This window comes from Bacillus mycoides (assembly GCF_018742245.1).
Lineage (GTDB): Bacteria > Bacillota > Bacilli > Bacillales > Bacillaceae_G > Bacillus_A > Bacillus_A cereus_U.
Window position 1 is genome coordinate 113,496 of the sequence record NZ_CP036132.1, and the last position, 15,930, is coordinate 129,425.

Below are 15,930 nucleotides of genomic sequence, written 5' to 3' on the forward strand. Positions count from 1 at the left end.
GAAAGATGTATATTTTTGTTTCTCTTGGAAAAGATAGTAAAATCAGCAGATTATGAAACAGAATGATGGTTTTCTTATAGAAGCCATTTTTCTTTTTTGAGCAGGTAGAAAGACTCAACGTATCTATCTTTAAGAGAAAAACTACGCTAATAGCAGTAGTTGTATTTATTTGTGATTTTGCACAAATTTTTTTGTGTGTTTATAATACTCATGATTTGAGGGGTGAAGCAGTTGACAGGTCAACTAGTTCAATACGGACGCCACCGCCAACGAAGAAGTTATGCCCGTATTAGTGAAGTATTAGAGTTACCAAATCTTATCGAAATTCAAACCTCTTCTTATCAGTGGTTTCTTGATGAGGGTTTGCGAGAAATGTTCCAGGACATTTCTCCGATCGAAGACTTTACGGGAAATCTATCGCTTGAATTTATCGACTACAGCTTAGGTGAACCTAAATACTCTGTAGAAGAATGCAAAGAGCGTGATGTGACGTATGCAGCACCACTTCGTGTAAAAGTGCGTCTAATCAACAAGGAAACTGGTGAAGTAAAAGAACAAGATGTGTTCATGGGAGATTTCCCACTCATGACAGAGACTGGAACATTCGTAATTAACGGTGCAGAACGTGTTATCGTTTCCCAGTTAGTTCGCTCTCCAAGCGTATACTATAGTGGCAAAGTGGATAAAAACGGAAAACGTGGTTTTACTGCTACTGTAATTCCAAACCGCGGAGCTTGGTTAGAGTATGAAACAGATGCTAAGGATGTTGTATATGTGCGTATTGACCGTACGCGTAAACTTCCTGTAACTGTTTTGTTACGCGCATTAGGGTTTGGCTCTGATCAAGAAATCACCGAGCTTTTAGGTGATAACGAATACTTAAGCAATACGTTAGAAAAAGACAACACAGATAGCACAGAGAAAGCATTGCTTGAAATTTATGAGCGTCTACGCCCTGGTGAACCACCAACAGTAGAAAATGCAAAGAGCTTACTTGTGTCTCGTTTCTTTGATCCGAAGCGCTACGATTTAGCAAATGTAGGTCGCTATAAGATCAACAAAAAGCTACACATTAAAAACAGATTGTTTAACCAACGTTTAGCTGAAACACTGGTGGATCCAGAAACTGGTGAAATTTTAGCGACAGAAGGAACAGTCTTAGATCGTCGTACACTGGATCGTATTCTACCTTACTTAGAGAAAAACATTGGATTCAAAACAGCGAAACCGATGGGTGGAGTGGTAGCAGGCGATGTTGAGCTGCAATCTATTAAGATCTATGCTCCAGAATCAGAAGGCGAACGATCTATAAACGTAATTGGGAATGCAAATATTACTCGTGATATAAAACACATCACACCAGGTGATATTCTTGCTTCTATTAGCTACTTCTTTAACTTGCTATATAAAGTAGGGGATACAGATGATATTGACCACTTAGGAAATCGTCGTCTGCGTTCTGTAGGAGAGTTACTACAAAACCAATTCCGTATCGGTCTTTCTCGTATGGAACGTGTTGTTCGTGAGAGAATGTCGATTCAAGATACAAATGCAATTACACCACAAGCGTTAATTAACATTCGCCCGGTTATTGCATCTATTAAAGAGTTCTTCGGAAGTTCTCAGTTATCTCAGTTCATGGATCAAACAAACCCATTAGCAGAGTTAACTCACAAACGAAGACTATCTGCATTAGGACCCGGTGGTTTAACGCGTGAGCGTGCAGGCTTTGAAGTACGTGACGTTCACTACTCTCACTATGGTCGTATGTGTCCAATCGAAACGCCAGAGGGACCAAACATCGGTTTGATTAACTCATTATCTTCGTTTGCGAAAGTAAATGAGTTTGGTTTCATTGAAACGCCATACCGTCGTGTTGACCCAGAAACTGGTCTTGTAACAGGGCAGGTTGATTATTTAACAGCAGATGAAGAAGATAACTATGTTGTAGCCCAAGCGAATATGAAATTATCTGAAGCAGGGGAATTCCTTGATGAAGATATCGTAGCTCGTTTCCGTGGTGAAAACATTGTCACAAATAAAGAACGCATCGACTACATGGATGTATCTCCAAAACAAGTAGTGTCGGCAGCGACAGCTTGTATTCCGTTCTTAGAAAACGATGACTCTAACCGCGCACTTATGGGAGCGAACATGCAACGTCAGGCGGTTCCGTTAATAAATCCGGAATCTCCGATTGTAGGTACAGGTATGGAGTACGTATCAGCAAAAGACTCAGGTGCTGCAGTAATCTGTAAACAGCCTGGTGTTGTTGAGCGCGTAGAAGCACGTGAAGTTTGGGTACGTCGCTATGTAGACGTTGACGGTCAAACAGTAAAAGGCGACTTAGATCGCTACAAAATGCAAAAATTCATTCGTTCTAACCAAGGAACTTGCTACAACCAACGTCCAATCGTAAGTGTTGGAGACCAAGTTGTAAAAGGTGAAATCCTTGCGGATGGTCCTTCTATGGAACTAGGTGAACTAGCGCTTGGACGTAACGTGCTTGTTGGCTTTATGACATGGGACGGTTATAACTATGAGGATGCGATCATCATGAGTGAGCGCCTTGTAAAAGATGATGTGTACACTTCTATCCATATTGAAGAATATGAATCAGAAGCTCGTGATACGAAGCTTGGACCAGAAGAAATTACACGTGATATCCCGAATGTTGGAGAAGATGCACTTCGTAATCTTGACGAGCGCGGTATTATTCGCGTCGGTGCTGAAGTGAAAGATGGAGATCTACTTGTTGGTAAAGTAACGCCAAAAGGTGTAACAGAATTGACGGCAGAAGAACGTCTATTACATGCAATCTTCGGTGAAAAAGCACGTGAAGTACGTGATACATCACTACGTGTACCACACGGTGGTGGCGGTATTATCTTAGACGTAAAAGTGTTTAACCGTGAAGATGGCGATGAATTGCCACCAGGCGTGAATCAACTTGTACGTGCATATATCGTTCAAAAGCGTAAAATTTCTGAAGGTGACAAAATGGCCGGTCGTCATGGTAATAAAGGTGTTATTTCCCGTATTTTACCGGAAGAAGATATGCCTTACTTACCAGATGGTACGCCAATCGATATCATGTTAAACCCATTAGGGGTACCATCTCGTATGAATATCGGTCAGGTATTAGAGCTTCATCTTGGTATGGCAGCAAGATACCTTGGTATTCACATTGCAACACCGGTATTCGATGGTGCTCGTGAGGAAGATGTATGGGGCACAATTGAAGAAGCTGGTATGGCAAATGACGCGAAAACAATCCTGTATGACGGACGTACTGGTGAGCCGTTCGATAACCGTGTATCTGTTGGTGTCATGTATATGATCAAACTTGCGCACATGGTTGACGATAAGCTTCATGCTCGTTCTACTGGACCATACTCACTTGTAACGCAGCAACCTCTTGGAGGTAAAGCTCAGTTCGGTGGACAGCGTTTCGGTGAGATGGAGGTTTGGGCACTTGAAGCTTATGGTGCTGCTTATACTCTTCAAGAAATCTTAACAGTGAAGTCTGATGATGTTATTGGACGTGTTAAGACGTATGAAGCAATTGTTAAAGGTGAAAATGTTCCAGAACCAGGCGTTCCTGAATCATTCAAAGTATTGATTAAAGAACTGCAAAGTTTAGGTATGGACGTTAAAATGATGTCTATCAACGATACAGAAATTGAAATGCGTGATACGGAAGATGACGATGATCATCAATCAGCAGATAAATTGAATGTTGAAGTTGAGACAACTAAGGAATAATTGGGATAACCTGTAGACTAAAAGGGAGGTAGGCCCCTTGATAGATGTAAATAACTTTGAATATATGAAGATTGGACTTGCTTCACCTGACAAGATTCGTTCTTGGTCATACGGTGAAGTTAAGAAACCAGAAACAATTAACTATCGTACGTTAAAGCCTGAAAAAGATGGCTTGTTCTGTGAGCGTATTTTCGGACCACAAAAGGACTGGGAATGTCATTGCGGAAAATATAAACGTGTACGTTATAAAGGTGTAGTTTGTGATCGATGTGGCGTTGAAGTAACGCGTGCAAAAGTTCGTCGTGAACGTATGGGTCATATCGAATTAGCTGCTCCTGTATCTCATATTTGGTATTTCAAAGGTATCCCGAGCCGCATGGGACTTGTCTTAGACATGTCCCCTCGCGCGCTTGAAGAAGTAATTTATTTCGCTTCTTATGTTGTAACAGAAAGTGGAGATACACCACTTGATAAGAAGCAATTACTTTCTGAAAAAGAATACCGTGCATATCGTGATCGATATGGCAGTACATTCCATGCTGCTATGGGTGCAGAAGCGATTAAAAAATTACTGCAAGACATCGATTTAGATAAAGAAGTAGACTTCTTAAAAGAAGAATTAAAAACAGCACAAGGACAACGCCGTACTCGTGCTATTAAACGTCTAGAAGTATTAGAAGCATTCCGTAACTCTGGAAATCACCCATCTTGGATGATCTTAGAGGTTCTTCCGGTTATCCCACCAGAACTACGCCCGATGGTACAGTTAGATGGTGGACGTTTTGCTACTTCTGACTTAAACGACTTATATCGTCGTGTAATTAACCGTAACAACCGTTTAAAACGTCTATTGGACTTAGGTGCACCAAGCATCATCGTTCAAAACGAAAAACGTATGTTACAAGAAGCTGTAGACGCATTAATCGATAATGGTCGCCGTGGCCGTCCAGTTACTGGACCAGGTAACCGTCCATTAAAATCACTATCTCACATGCTTAAAGGTAAACAAGGACGTTTCCGTCAAAACTTATTAGGTAAACGTGTTGACTACTCTGGCCGTTCTGTAATCGTTGTAGGACCGAACTTAAAGATGTACCAATGTGGATTGCCGAAAGAAATGGCACTTGAATTGTTTAAACCTTTCGTTATGAAAGAGTTAGTTGGAAAAGGATTAGCACACAACATTAAGAGTGCTAAACGTAAAATCGAGCGTGTACACCCTGAAGTTTGGGACGTTTTAGAATCTGTGATTAAAGAGCATCCAGTACTTCTAAACCGCGCACCAACACTTCACCGTCTTGGTATCCAGGCGTTTGAACCTACACTAGTAGAAGGTCGTGCAATCCGTCTTCACCCACTTGTATGTACTGCATACAACGCGGACTTTGACGGTGACCAAATGGCGGTTCACGTTCCGTTATCATCAGAGGCACAAGCAGAAGCTCGTATTCTTATGTTAGCGGCACAAAACATCTTGAATCCAAAAGACGGAAAACCAGTTGTTACTCCATCTCAGGATATGGTATTAGGTAACTATTACTTAACACTTGAGCGCGAGGGTGCAATCGGTGAAGGTATGGTCTTCAAAGATGCAAACGAAGCAATACTTGCATACCAAAATGGATATGTACATCTGCACACACGTGTTGCAGTTGCTGCGAGTTCGGTAAATAATGTAACGTTTACTGAAGAGCAAAAGAGTAAGCTTCTATTAACAACAGTTGGTAAATTAATATTTAACGAAATCTTACCAGAATCGTTCCCTTATATTAATGAACCAACAAACTCAAACCTTGAAAAAGAAACACCAGCGGAATATTTCGTTGAAAAAGGTGCGAACATTAAAGAAATTATTGCTAGTCGCGAAGAAGTGGCGCCATTTAGCAAGAAAATCCTTGGTAACATTATTGCGGAAGTATTCAAACGTTTCCAAATTACAGAAACGTCTCGCATGCTTGACCGTATGAAAAACTTAGGATTTAGATACTCTACAAAAGCTGGTATTACAGTTGGGGTATCAGATATTCTTGTATTAGGTGAAAAAGATGAAATTCTCCATGAAGCACAAGCAAAAGTAGATAATGTAATTAAACAATTCCGTCGCGGTTTAATCACGGAAGAAGAACGTTACGATCGCGTTATCTCTATTTGGAGTAATGCAAAAGATGTTATCCAAGGAAAGCTGATGAAATCCTTGAATAAACGCAACCCAATCTTCATGATGAGTGATTCCGGTGCCCGTGGTAACGCATCGAACTTTACTCAGCTTGCTGGTATGCGTGGTCTGATGGCCAATCCATCTGGTCGTATCATTGAGCTTCCGATCAAATCGAGTTTCCGTGAAGGTTTAACAGTACTTGAGTACTTCATCTCTACGCATGGTGCGCGTAAAGGTCTTGCCGATACAGCACTTAAAACTGCCGATTCTGGTTACTTAACACGTCGTCTTGTAGACGTTGCACAAGATGTAATTGTTCGTCAAGATGATTGTGGAACAGATCGCGGTTTACTAATTGGTGCGATTAAAGAGGGTAATGAAGTTATTGAGTCACTATATGATCGTCTTGTTGGACGTTTTGCAAGAAAAACTGTAAAACATCCTGAAACAGGTGAAGTATTAGTTGTTGAAAATCAATTAATTACTGAAGATATTGCTCATATCGTTGAAAAGTCGGGTGTTGAAACTGTAAACATTCGTTCAGCGTTTACGTGTAATACTCGCCATGGTGTATGTAAGAAGTGTTACGGTCGTAACTTAGCAACTGGTACAGACGTAGAAGTAGGAGAAGCGGTAGGTATTATCGCGGCTCAATCTATCGGTGAGCCAGGTACACAGTTAACGATGCGTACATTCCATACAGGTGGGGTTGCCGGAGATGATATCACACAAGGTTTACCTCGTATCCAAGAGATCTTCGAAGCTCGTAATCCGAAGGGTCAGGCAGTTATCAGTGAAATTGACGGTGTTATCGCAGCGATCAACGATGTTAAAGATCGCCAAGAAGTAGTTGTACAGGGTGAAGTTGAAGCTCGTACGTATGCTATTCCTTACGGTGCTCGTCTGAAAGTAACTCTAGGACAGCCAATTAGCCACGGTAAAGAGTTAACAGAAGGTTCTATTGATCCGAAGGAATTACTAAAAGTAACGGACATTACAGCAGTTCAAGAATACTTATTACGTGAAGTTCAAAAAGTATACCGTATGCAAGGGGTAGAAATTGGTGACAAACACGTAGAAGTAATGGTACGTCAAATGCTACGTAAAGTGCGTGTAAGTGATGCGGGTGAAACAGATGTATTACCAGGAACATTACTAGACATCCATCAGTTTACTGATGCGAATGCGAAGGTGTTACTGAAAGGTAAACAACCAGCAACAGCTAGACCGGTGCTACTTGGTATTACTAAAGCTTCACTTGAAACTGATTCGTTCTTATCTGCAGCATCGTTCCAAGAAACAACTCGTGTTCTAACAGATGCAGCAATTAAGGGTAAACGCGATGAGCTTCTAGGATTGAAAGAAAATGTTATTATCGGTAAGCTTGTTCCTGCTGGAACAGGTATGAATCGTTATCGCAAAGTGGATCTTGTAAAAACAACACAAGATAACATGAATGTAGAAAACGATGAAGTTTATGTGGAACAGTAAAATTTTCCGTCGTAAATTTTGTATAAAAACAGCTAATCCTAGTTGACATTGTATGAGACAAAATGTTACTATAATCAAGGTTGCTCCTGAATGATGCTTTGGAGGATATTTATATGTCTTATCAAAAAGTGTCAAATGCTGAAAATGTAGTCGTTGGTCATAAACGAACATTGGAAGCAATCAAAAATGGTATAGTTAAAGAAGTTGTTATTGCGGAAGATGCTGATGTGCGGTTAACCCATGTTATCATTCGTACTGCCTTGCAACATAACATACCCATAACTAAAGTTGAATCAGTTCGTAAGCTTGGAAAAGTTTCGGGGATTCAAGTGGGAGCTTCAGCAATAGGAATAATAAGTTAAAACTGTTTTTGTGAGGAGAGAGCATTTGCTCTTCCTTGCAAAAACTTTGTTTTCAACTAATAATGAACCACCTGGATATGTGGTCATACAAACATGCGAAGGGAGGATAATCAAATGCCTACTATTAACCAATTAGTGAGAAATGGTCGTACTGATAAAGTATGGAAGTCTAAATCACCTGCGTTAAACAAAGGTTTTAATTCTTTAAAGAAAAAATCAACTGATATCTCTGCACCTCAAAAACGTGGTGTGTGTACTCGTGTTGGTACAATGACTCCGAAGAAACCGAACTCAGCGTTACGTAAATACGCTCGTGTACGTTTAACAAATGGTATTGAAGTTACAGCTTACATCCCAGGTATCGGTCATAACCTACAAGAGCATAGCGTAGTATTAATTCGCGGTGGTCGAGTAAAGGATTTACCAGGGGTACGTTACCACATCGTTCGTGGTGCGCTTGATACAGCTGGTGTTGACAAACGTATGCAAGGACGTTCTAAATATGGTACTAAGCGACCAAAACCTGCTAAAAAATAATAAACTTATAATGAAAGGAGGAACTCAATATGCCTCGTAAAGGACCTGTTGCGAAACGTGACGTGTTACCAGATCCAATGTACAATTCTAAGCTTGTAACACGCCTAATCAACAAAATGATGGTTGACGGTAAAAAAGGTAAATCTCAAACAATTCTTTATAACGCTTTCGATATCGTTCGTGAACGTTCAGATAAAGAACCAATGGAAGTATTCGAGCAAGCTCTTAAGAACATCATGCCTGTTCTTGAAGTACGCGCTCGTCGTGTTGGTGGTGCTAACTACCAAGTTCCAGTTGAGGTTCGTCCAGAACGCCGTACAACTTTAGGTCTTCGCTGGTTAGTAAACTATGCTCGTCTTCGTGGTGAAAAAACTATGGAAGAGCGTCTAGCTTACGAAATCTTAGATGCAGCTAACAACGCTGGTGCATCTGTTAAGAAACGTGAAGACACTCATAAAATGGCAGAAGCTAACAAAGCATTTGCTCATTACCGTTGGTAGGATTCAACGTAAAATAAATGTAAGCATAAACCGCTTTATTTGTCGCTTATGGAAGTGTGGAGAGGGAGAATGCCTCTCCCTTTCGTTGGGCGCTCGTTTTACATAATGAGGGTACTGGACACTGGCATATGTAACAATATAAAGTGGCTTTTTTGCTACTTAAAATAAAATAATCCAATCCATATATGGAAGGAGCAAGACACCAAATGACTAGAGAGTTCTCTTTAGAAAACACTCGTAATATTGGTATCATGGCTCACATCGATGCTGGTAAAACAACAGCAACTGAGCGTATTCTGTATTATACAGGACGTATTCATAAAATCGGTGAAACTCATGAAGGTGCATCTCAGATGGACTGGATGGAGCAAGAGCAAGAGCGTGGTATCACAATTACTTCTGCTGCAACTACAGCTCAATGGAAAGGTCACCGTGTAAACATCATTGACACTCCAGGACACGTAGATTTCACAGTAGAAGTAGAACGTTCTTTACGCGTACTTGATGGCGCAGTAGCAGTACTTGATGCACAATCTGGTGTAGAACCACAAACAGAAACTGTTTGGCGTCAGGCTACTACTTATGGTGTACCTCGTATCGTATTCGTTAACAAAATGGATAAGATTGGTGCAGATTTCTTATACTCTGTAGGAACAATCCACGATCGTTTACAAGCAAACGCACATCCAATTCAGTTACCAATCGGTGCTGAAGATGAGTTCAATGGTATCATTGACCTTGTTGAAGAGTGTGCTTACATGTACGCTAACGATTTAGGAACAGACATCGAGCGTGTCGAAATTCCTGAAGAGCACAAAGAATTAGCTGAAGAATACCGTGGGAAACTTATTGAAGCGGTAGCTGAGCTTGATGAAGAAATGATGATGAAGTACCTAGAAGGTGAAGAAATCACTGTAGAAGAGCTTAAAGCTGGTATCCGTAAGGCTACAACTTCTGTAGAATTCTTCCCAGTAATCTGTGGTTCTGCATTCAAAAATAAAGGTGTTCAAATTCTGTTAGACGCAGTTATCGACTATCTACCATCTCCATTAGATGTACCTGCTATTAAAGGTACTCTTCCGGATACAGATGAAGCTATCGAACGTAAGTCTAGCGATGAAGAACCATTCGCAGCTTTAGCATTCAAAATCATGACTGATCCTTATGTTGGTAAGTTAACGTTCTTCCGTGTGTACTCTGGTGTGTTAAACTCTGGATCATACGTGAAAAACTCAACTAAAGGTAAGCGTGAGCGTGTAGGTCGTATCCTACAAATGCACGCTAACAGCCGTGAAGAGATTTCAACAGTTTACGCTGGTGATATCGCTGCTGCTGTAGGTTTAAAAGATACTACTACTGGTGATACTCTTTGTGATGAGAAGAGTCTTGTTATCCTTGAGTCTATGGAATTCCCAGAACCAGTTATCTCTGTAGCTATCGAACCAAAATCTAAAGCTGACCAAGATAAAATGGGTACAGCATTATCTAAGCTTTCTGAAGAAGATCCAACATTCCGTGCTCACACTGACCAAGAAACTGGCCAAACAATCATCGCTGGTATGGGTGAACTTCACCTTGATATCATTGTTGACCGTATGCGCCGTGAATTCAAAGTGGAAGCAAACGTTGGTGCTCCTCAGGTAGCATACCGTGAGACTTTCCGCGCTGCTGCGAAAGTTGAAGGTAAGTTCGCTCGTCAATCTGGTGGTCGTGGACAATTCGGTCACGTTTGGATTGAGTTTGAACCTAATGAAGAAGGTAAAGGTTTTGAATTCCAAAACAAAATCGTCGGCGGTGTAGTTCCACGTGAATACATCCCAGCTGTTGGAGCGGGTCTTGAAGACTCACTTAAAAATGGTGTACTAGCTGGTTATCCACTAGTTGACATCAAAGCTGCGTTAGTTGACGGATCTTACCATGATGTCGATTCATCTGAGATGGCGTTCAAAATCGCTGCATCTATGGCGCTTAAAGCTGCGGTTTCTAAATGTAGCCCAGTAATTCTTGAGCCAATGATGAAAGTTGAAGTTGTAATTCCTGAAGAGTACATGGGTGACATTATGGGCGACGTAACATCTCGTCGTGGACGTGTAGAAGGTATGGAAGCTCGCGGTAACGCACAAGTTGTTCGCGCTATGGTTCCACTTTCTGAAATGTTCGGTTATGCAACGGCATTACGTTCTAACACTCAAGGACGCGGAACATTCTCAATGACATTTGATCATTATGAAGAAGTACCGAAGTCTGTTTCTGAAGAAATTATTAAAAAAAATAAAGGTGAATAATTGATTTTTATCGATTGTTCAAGTATAACTACTTATGTAAGCTTAGAAAGTGAGACTTAAGTTTCACTTTCTAGTCTAAATATAAAATAACCTATATAAACTAAGGAGGAATTTAGAATGGCTAAAGCTAAATTCGAACGTTCTAAACCCCATGTTAACATCGGTACAATCGGCCACGTTGACCATGGTAAAACTACATTAACTGCTGCGATCACTACAGTTCTTGCAAAAGCTGGTGGTGCTGAAGCACGCGGATACGATCAAATCGACGCGGCTCCAGAAGAAAGAGAGCGCGGAATCACAATCTCAACTGCACACGTTGAGTACGAAACTGAAACTCGTCACTATGCACACGTTGACTGCCCAGGTCATGCTGACTATGTTAAAAACATGATCACTGGTGCTGCTCAAATGGACGGTGGTATCTTAGTAGTATCTGCTGCTGATGGCCCAATGCCTCAAACACGTGAGCACATCCTTCTTTCTCGTCAAGTAGGTGTTCCTTACATCGTTGTATTCTTAAACAAATGCGACATGGTAGATGACGAAGAATTATTAGAATTAGTAGAAATGGAAGTTCGCGACCTATTATCTGAATACGGATTCCCAGGCGACGATATTCCTGTAATTAAAGGTTCTGCTCTTAAAGCTCTTCAAGGAGAAGCTGAGTGGGAAGAAAAAATCATCGAATTAATGACTGAAGTTGATGCTTACATCCCAACTCCAGAACGTGAAACTGACAAACCATTCTTAATGCCTATCGAGGATGTATTCTCTATCACAGGTCGTGGTACAGTTGCAACTGGTCGTGTTGAGCGCGGTATCGTTAAAGTTGGTGACGTAGTAGAAATCATCGGTCTTGCTGAAGAAAATGCTTCTACAACTGTAACTGGTGTAGAAATGTTCCGTAAGCTTCTTGACCAAGCTCAAGCTGGAGACAACATCGGTGCTCTACTTCGTGGAGTTGCTCGTGAAGACATCCAACGTGGACAAGTTCTTGCTAAAACTGGCTCTGTAAAAGCACACGCTAAATTCAAAGCTGAAGTTTTCGTATTATCTAAAGAAGAAGGTGGACGTCATACTCCATTCTTCGCTAACTACCGTCCTCAGTTCTACTTCCGTACAACTGACGTAACTGGTATCATCCAATTACCAGAAGGTACTGAAATGGTAATGCCTGGTGACAACATCGAAATGACTATCGAACTTATCGCTCCAATCGCTATCGAAGAGGGAACTAAATTCTCTATTCGTGAAGGTGGACGTACAGTAGGTTACGGTGTAGTTGCTACAATCGTTGCTGAGTAGTCTTTAATTAGATTATTAAAAACTCAAGGGATTCTCCCTTGAGTTTTTTTATTGCTTATTACTATAGAAGAAAGAGATGCATTTTCTATTTTTGAATGAGTTTCTTCTATAGTATATAAAACGAAAGTGACACCCAAAAACTGTAAGTTAAATAAGAGTGGATGAAAACTTGATATTCTTTAAAGTGCCATGTATAATAGCAAAAGTAGAGAAAAGCAGATGCAAACAAAAAGATGCTTGCATCTAGACGAATAACATTGTATAATAGACAATGTTGGTCTTTGACTGCGATGAAGTGGAAGGTTGCTGACACACCCGGCCGCTTTGCCATGGCATGGTGTGGGGAAATTTCCATGGAGAAGGTCTATTTTAGAAATAGGCGAACGAAGGAGGGAAAATAATGGCAAAAGAAAAAATTCGTATCCGTTTAAAAGCTTATGATCACCGTATTCTTGATCAATCAGCTGAGAAAATTGTAGAAACAGCTAAGCGTTCTGGGGCAACAGTTTCTGGTCCGATCCCATTACCAACTGAGAAGACTATTTACACAATTCTTCGTGCTGTTCATAAGTACAAAGATTCTCGTGAACAATTCGAAATGCGCACGCACAAACGTTTAATCGACATCGTGAGTCCTACTCCGCAAACAGTAGATTCATTAATGCGTTTAGACTTACCATCTGGTGTAGATATCGAAATCAAATTATAATTTATATAACTTAAAAATGTAGGAGGTGTAACTCATGACCAAAGGAATCTTAGGAAGAAAGATCGGTATGACTCAAGTATTTGCTGAGAACGGTGAGTTAATCCCAGTAACGGTAATCGCTGCTAATCCAAACGTTGTTCTTCAAAAGAAAACAACTGAAACTGATGGCTACAACGCAATTCAGTTAGGATTTGAAGATAAACGTGAAAAGTTAACTAACAAACCTGAACAAGGCCACACTGCTAAAGCATCTACAACTCCTAAGCGCTTCATTCGCGAAATCCGCGATGCAGACGTGGACGGATTAGAGGTTGGTCAAGAGGTAAAAGTTGAAGTTTTCGCTGCAGGTGAAATCGTTGACGTAACAGGAATTTCTAAAGGTAAAGGTTTCCAAGGTGTTATTAAACGCCACGGACAATCTCGCGGACCTATGTCTCATGGTTCTCGCTATCACCGTCGTCCAGGTTCAATGGGGCCAGTTGCTCCGAACCGTGTATTCAAAGGCAAAAAACTTGCTGGACGTATGGGTGGAGACCAAGTTACTATCCAAAACTTAGAAATCGTTCAAGTTGACACTGAGCGCAACTTATTACTAGTAAAAGGTAACGTTCCAGGTGCTAAGAAATCTCTTGTAGTTGTTCAAGGCGCTGTGAAGGTTAGCAAATAATTCACAATAGGAAGGAGGAATTCCAATGCCAAAAGTTACTGTATATAACCAAACTGGTTCACAGGTTGGTGAAATCGAATTAGCTGAAGCTATTTTCGGTATCGAACCAAATGAAGCTGTACTATTTGAAGCTGTAATGATGCAACGTGCATCTTTACGTCAAGGTACACACAAAGTAAAAACTCGCTCTGAAGTTCGCGGTGGTGGTCGTAAACCATGGCGTCAAAAAGGAACTGGACGTGCTCGTCAAGGTTCTATCCGCTCTCCTCAATGGCGTGGTGGTGGTACGGTATTCGGACCTACACCAAGAAGCTATGCGTACAAACTTCCTAAGAAAGTTCGTCGTTTAGCAATCAAATCTGCATTAGCTACTAAAGTAGTTGAGAACAACATTGTAGTTCTTGAAGACCTAGTGCTAAATGCACCAAAAACAAAAGACATGGTAGCAGTACTTAAAGGATTAACTGTTGAGAAGAAAGCTCTTATCGTAACTGCTGATGCAAACGAATCTGTAGAGTTATCTGCTCGCAATATCCCAGGAGTAACAGTAATCACTGCTGATGGCGTAAACGTGCTAGATGTGCTTCATCATGATAAGCTAATCATGACAAAAGCGGCAGTGGAAAAAGTAGAGGAGGTGCTTGCATAATGAGAGATCCTCGTGATATCATTAAGCGCCCAGTTATCACTGAACGTTCTATGGAAATGATGGCTGAAAAAAAATACACGTTCGACGTGGACGTTAAATCTAATAAAACAGAAGTTAAAGACGCGATAGAAGCGATCTTTGGTGTTAATGTAGACAAAGTAAACATCATGAACTACAAGCCGAAAGCAAAACGCGTTGGTCGTCACGCTGGTTTTACTAGCCGTCGTCGTAAAGCAATCGTTAAGCTAACTGCTGACAGCAAAGAAATCGAAATCTTCCAAGGCGTTTAATTCTTACTAAAGAAGGAGGGAAATTGAGATGGGAATTAAAAAGTATAATCCAACTACTAACGGTCGTCGTAACATGACTACGAATGATTTCGCTGAAATCACGACTGACAGACCGGAAAAGTCTTTACTTGCTCCTTTAAGCAAAAAGGCTGGTCGTAATAACCAAGGTAAAATTACTGTACGTCATCAAGGTGGCGGACATAAGCGTCAATACCGTATCATCGACTTTAAGCGTAATAAAGATGGAATTCCAGGACGCGTTGCTACGATCGAATATGATCCAAACCGCTCTGCGAATATCGCATTAATTAACTACGTTGACGGTGAAAAACGTTACATTCTTGCTCCTAAAACTTTAGAAGTAGGTATGGAAATTATGTCTGGCCCTGAAGCTGACATTAAAATCGGTAACGCATTACCATTAATCAACATTCCAGTAGGTACTGTTGTTCATAACATCGAGCTTAAGCCTGGTCGTGGCGGACAATTAGTTCGTTCTGCTGGTACATCTGCTCAAGTACTTGGTAAAGAAGGAAAATACGTACTTGTACGTTTAACTTCTGGTGAAGTACGTTTAGTATTATCTGCTTGTCGCGCTTCAATCGGTCAAGTTGGTAACGAACAACACGAACTTATCAAAATCGGTAAAGCAGGTCGCTCTCGCTGGTTAGGTAAGCGCCCAACAGTTCGTGGTTCTGTAATGAACCCGGTTGATCACCCACACGGTGGTGGTGAAGGACGCTCTCCAATCGGACGTAAGTCTCCAATGTCTCCATGGGGTAAACCAACTCTTGGATTCAAGACTCGTAAGAAAAACAAAGCGTCTGATAAATTTATCGTTCGTCGTCGTAAAAAATAATGGGATTGTAGTACGGTTCGTTTCAAGAACCGTACGCCAATCACGAAGGGAGGCACCAAAATGGCTCGTAGCTTAAAAAAAGGACCATTTGTCGATGACCACTTAATGAGCAAAATGGAAAAATTAGTTGCATCTGAGCAAAAACAAGTTGTTAAAACTTGGTCTCGCCGTTCAACTATCTTCCCTCAGTTCATCGGACACACAATCGCTGTATATGATGGTCGTAAACACGTACCTGTGTACATCACTGAGGATATGGTTGGCCATAAGTTAGGTGAATTCGCACCAACTCGTACGTATAAAGGTCACCTTGCTGACGATAAGAAAACTAGAAGATAATGAGAGGAGGC

At 41.0% G+C, this 15,930-nt stretch carries 13 protein-coding genes; all 13 read left to right on the top strand.

Annotation, left to right across the window (positions count from 1 at the left end):
* Positions 1-231: 231 nt before the first annotated feature.
* The 13 genes from rpoB to rpsS all read left to right on the top strand — a co-directional run bounded on the left by rpoB (position 232) and on the right by rpsS (position 15,919).
* A complete protein-coding gene (gene rpoB, locus EXW56_RS00630; RefSeq protein WP_002202054.1) occupies positions 232-3,765 on the top strand; it encodes a DNA-directed RNA polymerase subunit beta in 3,534 nt (1,177 codons plus the stop codon).
* A gap of 37 nt (positions 3,766-3,802) precedes the next feature.
* On the top strand, positions 3,803-7,414 hold the full coding sequence (gene rpoC, locus EXW56_RS00635) for a DNA-directed RNA polymerase subunit beta' (protein ID WP_002113317.1): 3,612 nt from the start codon (positions 3,803-3,805) through the stop codon (positions 7,412-7,414).
* A 113-nt stretch (positions 7,415-7,527) separates the two neighbouring features.
* Complete coding sequence (locus EXW56_RS00640) at positions 7,528-7,776, top strand: 50S ribosomal protein L7ae-like protein (RefSeq protein ID WP_000121833.1); 249 nt, start codon at positions 7,528-7,530, stop codon at positions 7,774-7,776.
* A 114-nt stretch (positions 7,777-7,890) separates the two neighbouring features.
* Complete coding sequence (rpsL, locus tag EXW56_RS00645) at positions 7,891-8,313, top strand: 30S ribosomal protein S12 (RefSeq protein ID WP_001142341.1); 423 nt, start codon at positions 7,891-7,893, stop codon at positions 8,311-8,313.
* A gap of 29 nt (positions 8,314-8,342) precedes the next feature.
* Positions 8,343-8,813, top strand: coding sequence for a 30S ribosomal protein S7 (rpsG, locus tag EXW56_RS00650; protein ID WP_001137492.1), 471 nt, complete (start codon positions 8,343-8,345; stop codon positions 8,811-8,813).
* Between the two features lie 206 nt (positions 8,814-9,019).
* Entirely contained in the window at positions 9,020-11,098 is a 2,079-nt protein-coding gene (fusA, locus tag EXW56_RS00655) for an elongation factor G (RefSeq protein WP_002113318.1), read from the top strand.
* Between the two features lie 117 nt (positions 11,099-11,215).
* Positions 11,216-12,406 (top strand): elongation factor Tu, encoded by a 1,191-nt coding sequence (gene tuf, locus EXW56_RS00660; RefSeq protein WP_002113319.1) that lies wholly within the window; start codon positions 11,216-11,218, stop codon positions 12,404-12,406.
* Positions 12,407-12,806: 400 nt separating this feature from the next.
* Positions 12,807-13,115, top strand: a complete 309-nt coding sequence (gene rpsJ, locus EXW56_RS00665) for a 30S ribosomal protein S10 (protein ID WP_001040595.1) — start codon at positions 12,807-12,809, stop codon at positions 13,113-13,115.
* Positions 13,116-13,149: 34 nt separating this feature from the next.
* Positions 13,150-13,782 carry a 50S ribosomal protein L3 gene (gene rplC / locus EXW56_RS00670; RefSeq protein ID WP_000160209.1) on the top strand — a complete coding sequence of 211 codons (633 nt, stop codon included), beginning with the start codon at positions 13,150-13,152 and terminating at the stop codon, positions 13,780-13,782.
* A gap of 25 nt (positions 13,783-13,807) precedes the next feature.
* Positions 13,808-14,431, top strand: a complete 624-nt coding sequence (gene rplD, locus EXW56_RS00675) for a 50S ribosomal protein L4 (RefSeq protein ID WP_001127261.1) — start codon at positions 13,808-13,810, stop codon at positions 14,429-14,431.
* On the top strand, positions 14,431-14,721 hold the full coding sequence (gene rplW, locus EXW56_RS00680; RefSeq protein WP_001205557.1) for a 50S ribosomal protein L23: 291 nt from the start codon (positions 14,431-14,433) through the stop codon (positions 14,719-14,721). Before rplD ends, rplW begins: the two co-directional genes overlap by 1 nt.
* Positions 14,722-14,749: 28 nt before the next feature.
* On the top strand, positions 14,750-15,580 hold the full coding sequence (gene rplB, locus EXW56_RS00685) for a 50S ribosomal protein L2 (RefSeq protein ID WP_002113320.1): 831 nt from the start codon (positions 14,750-14,752) through the stop codon (positions 15,578-15,580).
* Between the two features lie 60 nt (positions 15,581-15,640).
* The gene (gene rpsS / locus EXW56_RS00690; RefSeq protein WP_000124454.1) at positions 15,641-15,919 is read left to right on the top strand and encodes a 30S ribosomal protein S19; all 279 of its coding nucleotides are present in this window, start codon (positions 15,641-15,643) and stop codon (positions 15,917-15,919) included.
* Positions 15,920-15,930 lie beyond the last annotated feature (11 nt).

Coding starts and splice junctions, on each gene's coding strand:
- tuf (WP_002113319.1), top strand. CDS start 11,216: ATGGCTAAAGCTAAATTCGAACGTTCTAAACCCCATGTTAACATCGGT.
- rplW (WP_001205557.1), top strand. CDS start 14,431: ATGAGAGATCCTCGTGATATCATTAAGCGCCCAGTTATCACTGAACGT.
- rplD (WP_001127261.1), top strand. CDS start 13,808: ATGCCAAAAGTTACTGTATATAACCAAACTGGTTCACAGGTTGGTGAA.
- rplC (WP_000160209.1), top strand. CDS start 13,150: ATGACCAAAGGAATCTTAGGAAGAAAGATCGGTATGACTCAAGTATTT.
- rplB (WP_002113320.1), top strand. CDS start 14,750: ATGGGAATTAAAAAGTATAATCCAACTACTAACGGTCGTCGTAACATG.
- rpsS (WP_000124454.1), top strand. CDS start 15,641: ATGGCTCGTAGCTTAAAAAAAGGACCATTTGTCGATGACCACTTAATG.
- rpsG (WP_001137492.1), top strand. CDS start 8,343: ATGCCTCGTAAAGGACCTGTTGCGAAACGTGACGTGTTACCAGATCCA.
- EXW56_RS00640 (WP_000121833.1), top strand. CDS start 7,528: ATGTCTTATCAAAAAGTGTCAAATGCTGAAAATGTAGTCGTTGGTCAT.
- fusA (WP_002113318.1), top strand. CDS start 9,020: ATGACTAGAGAGTTCTCTTTAGAAAACACTCGTAATATTGGTATCATG.
- rpsL (WP_001142341.1), top strand. CDS start 7,891: ATGCCTACTATTAACCAATTAGTGAGAAATGGTCGTACTGATAAAGTA.
- rpsJ (WP_001040595.1), top strand. CDS start 12,807: ATGGCAAAAGAAAAAATTCGTATCCGTTTAAAAGCTTATGATCACCGT.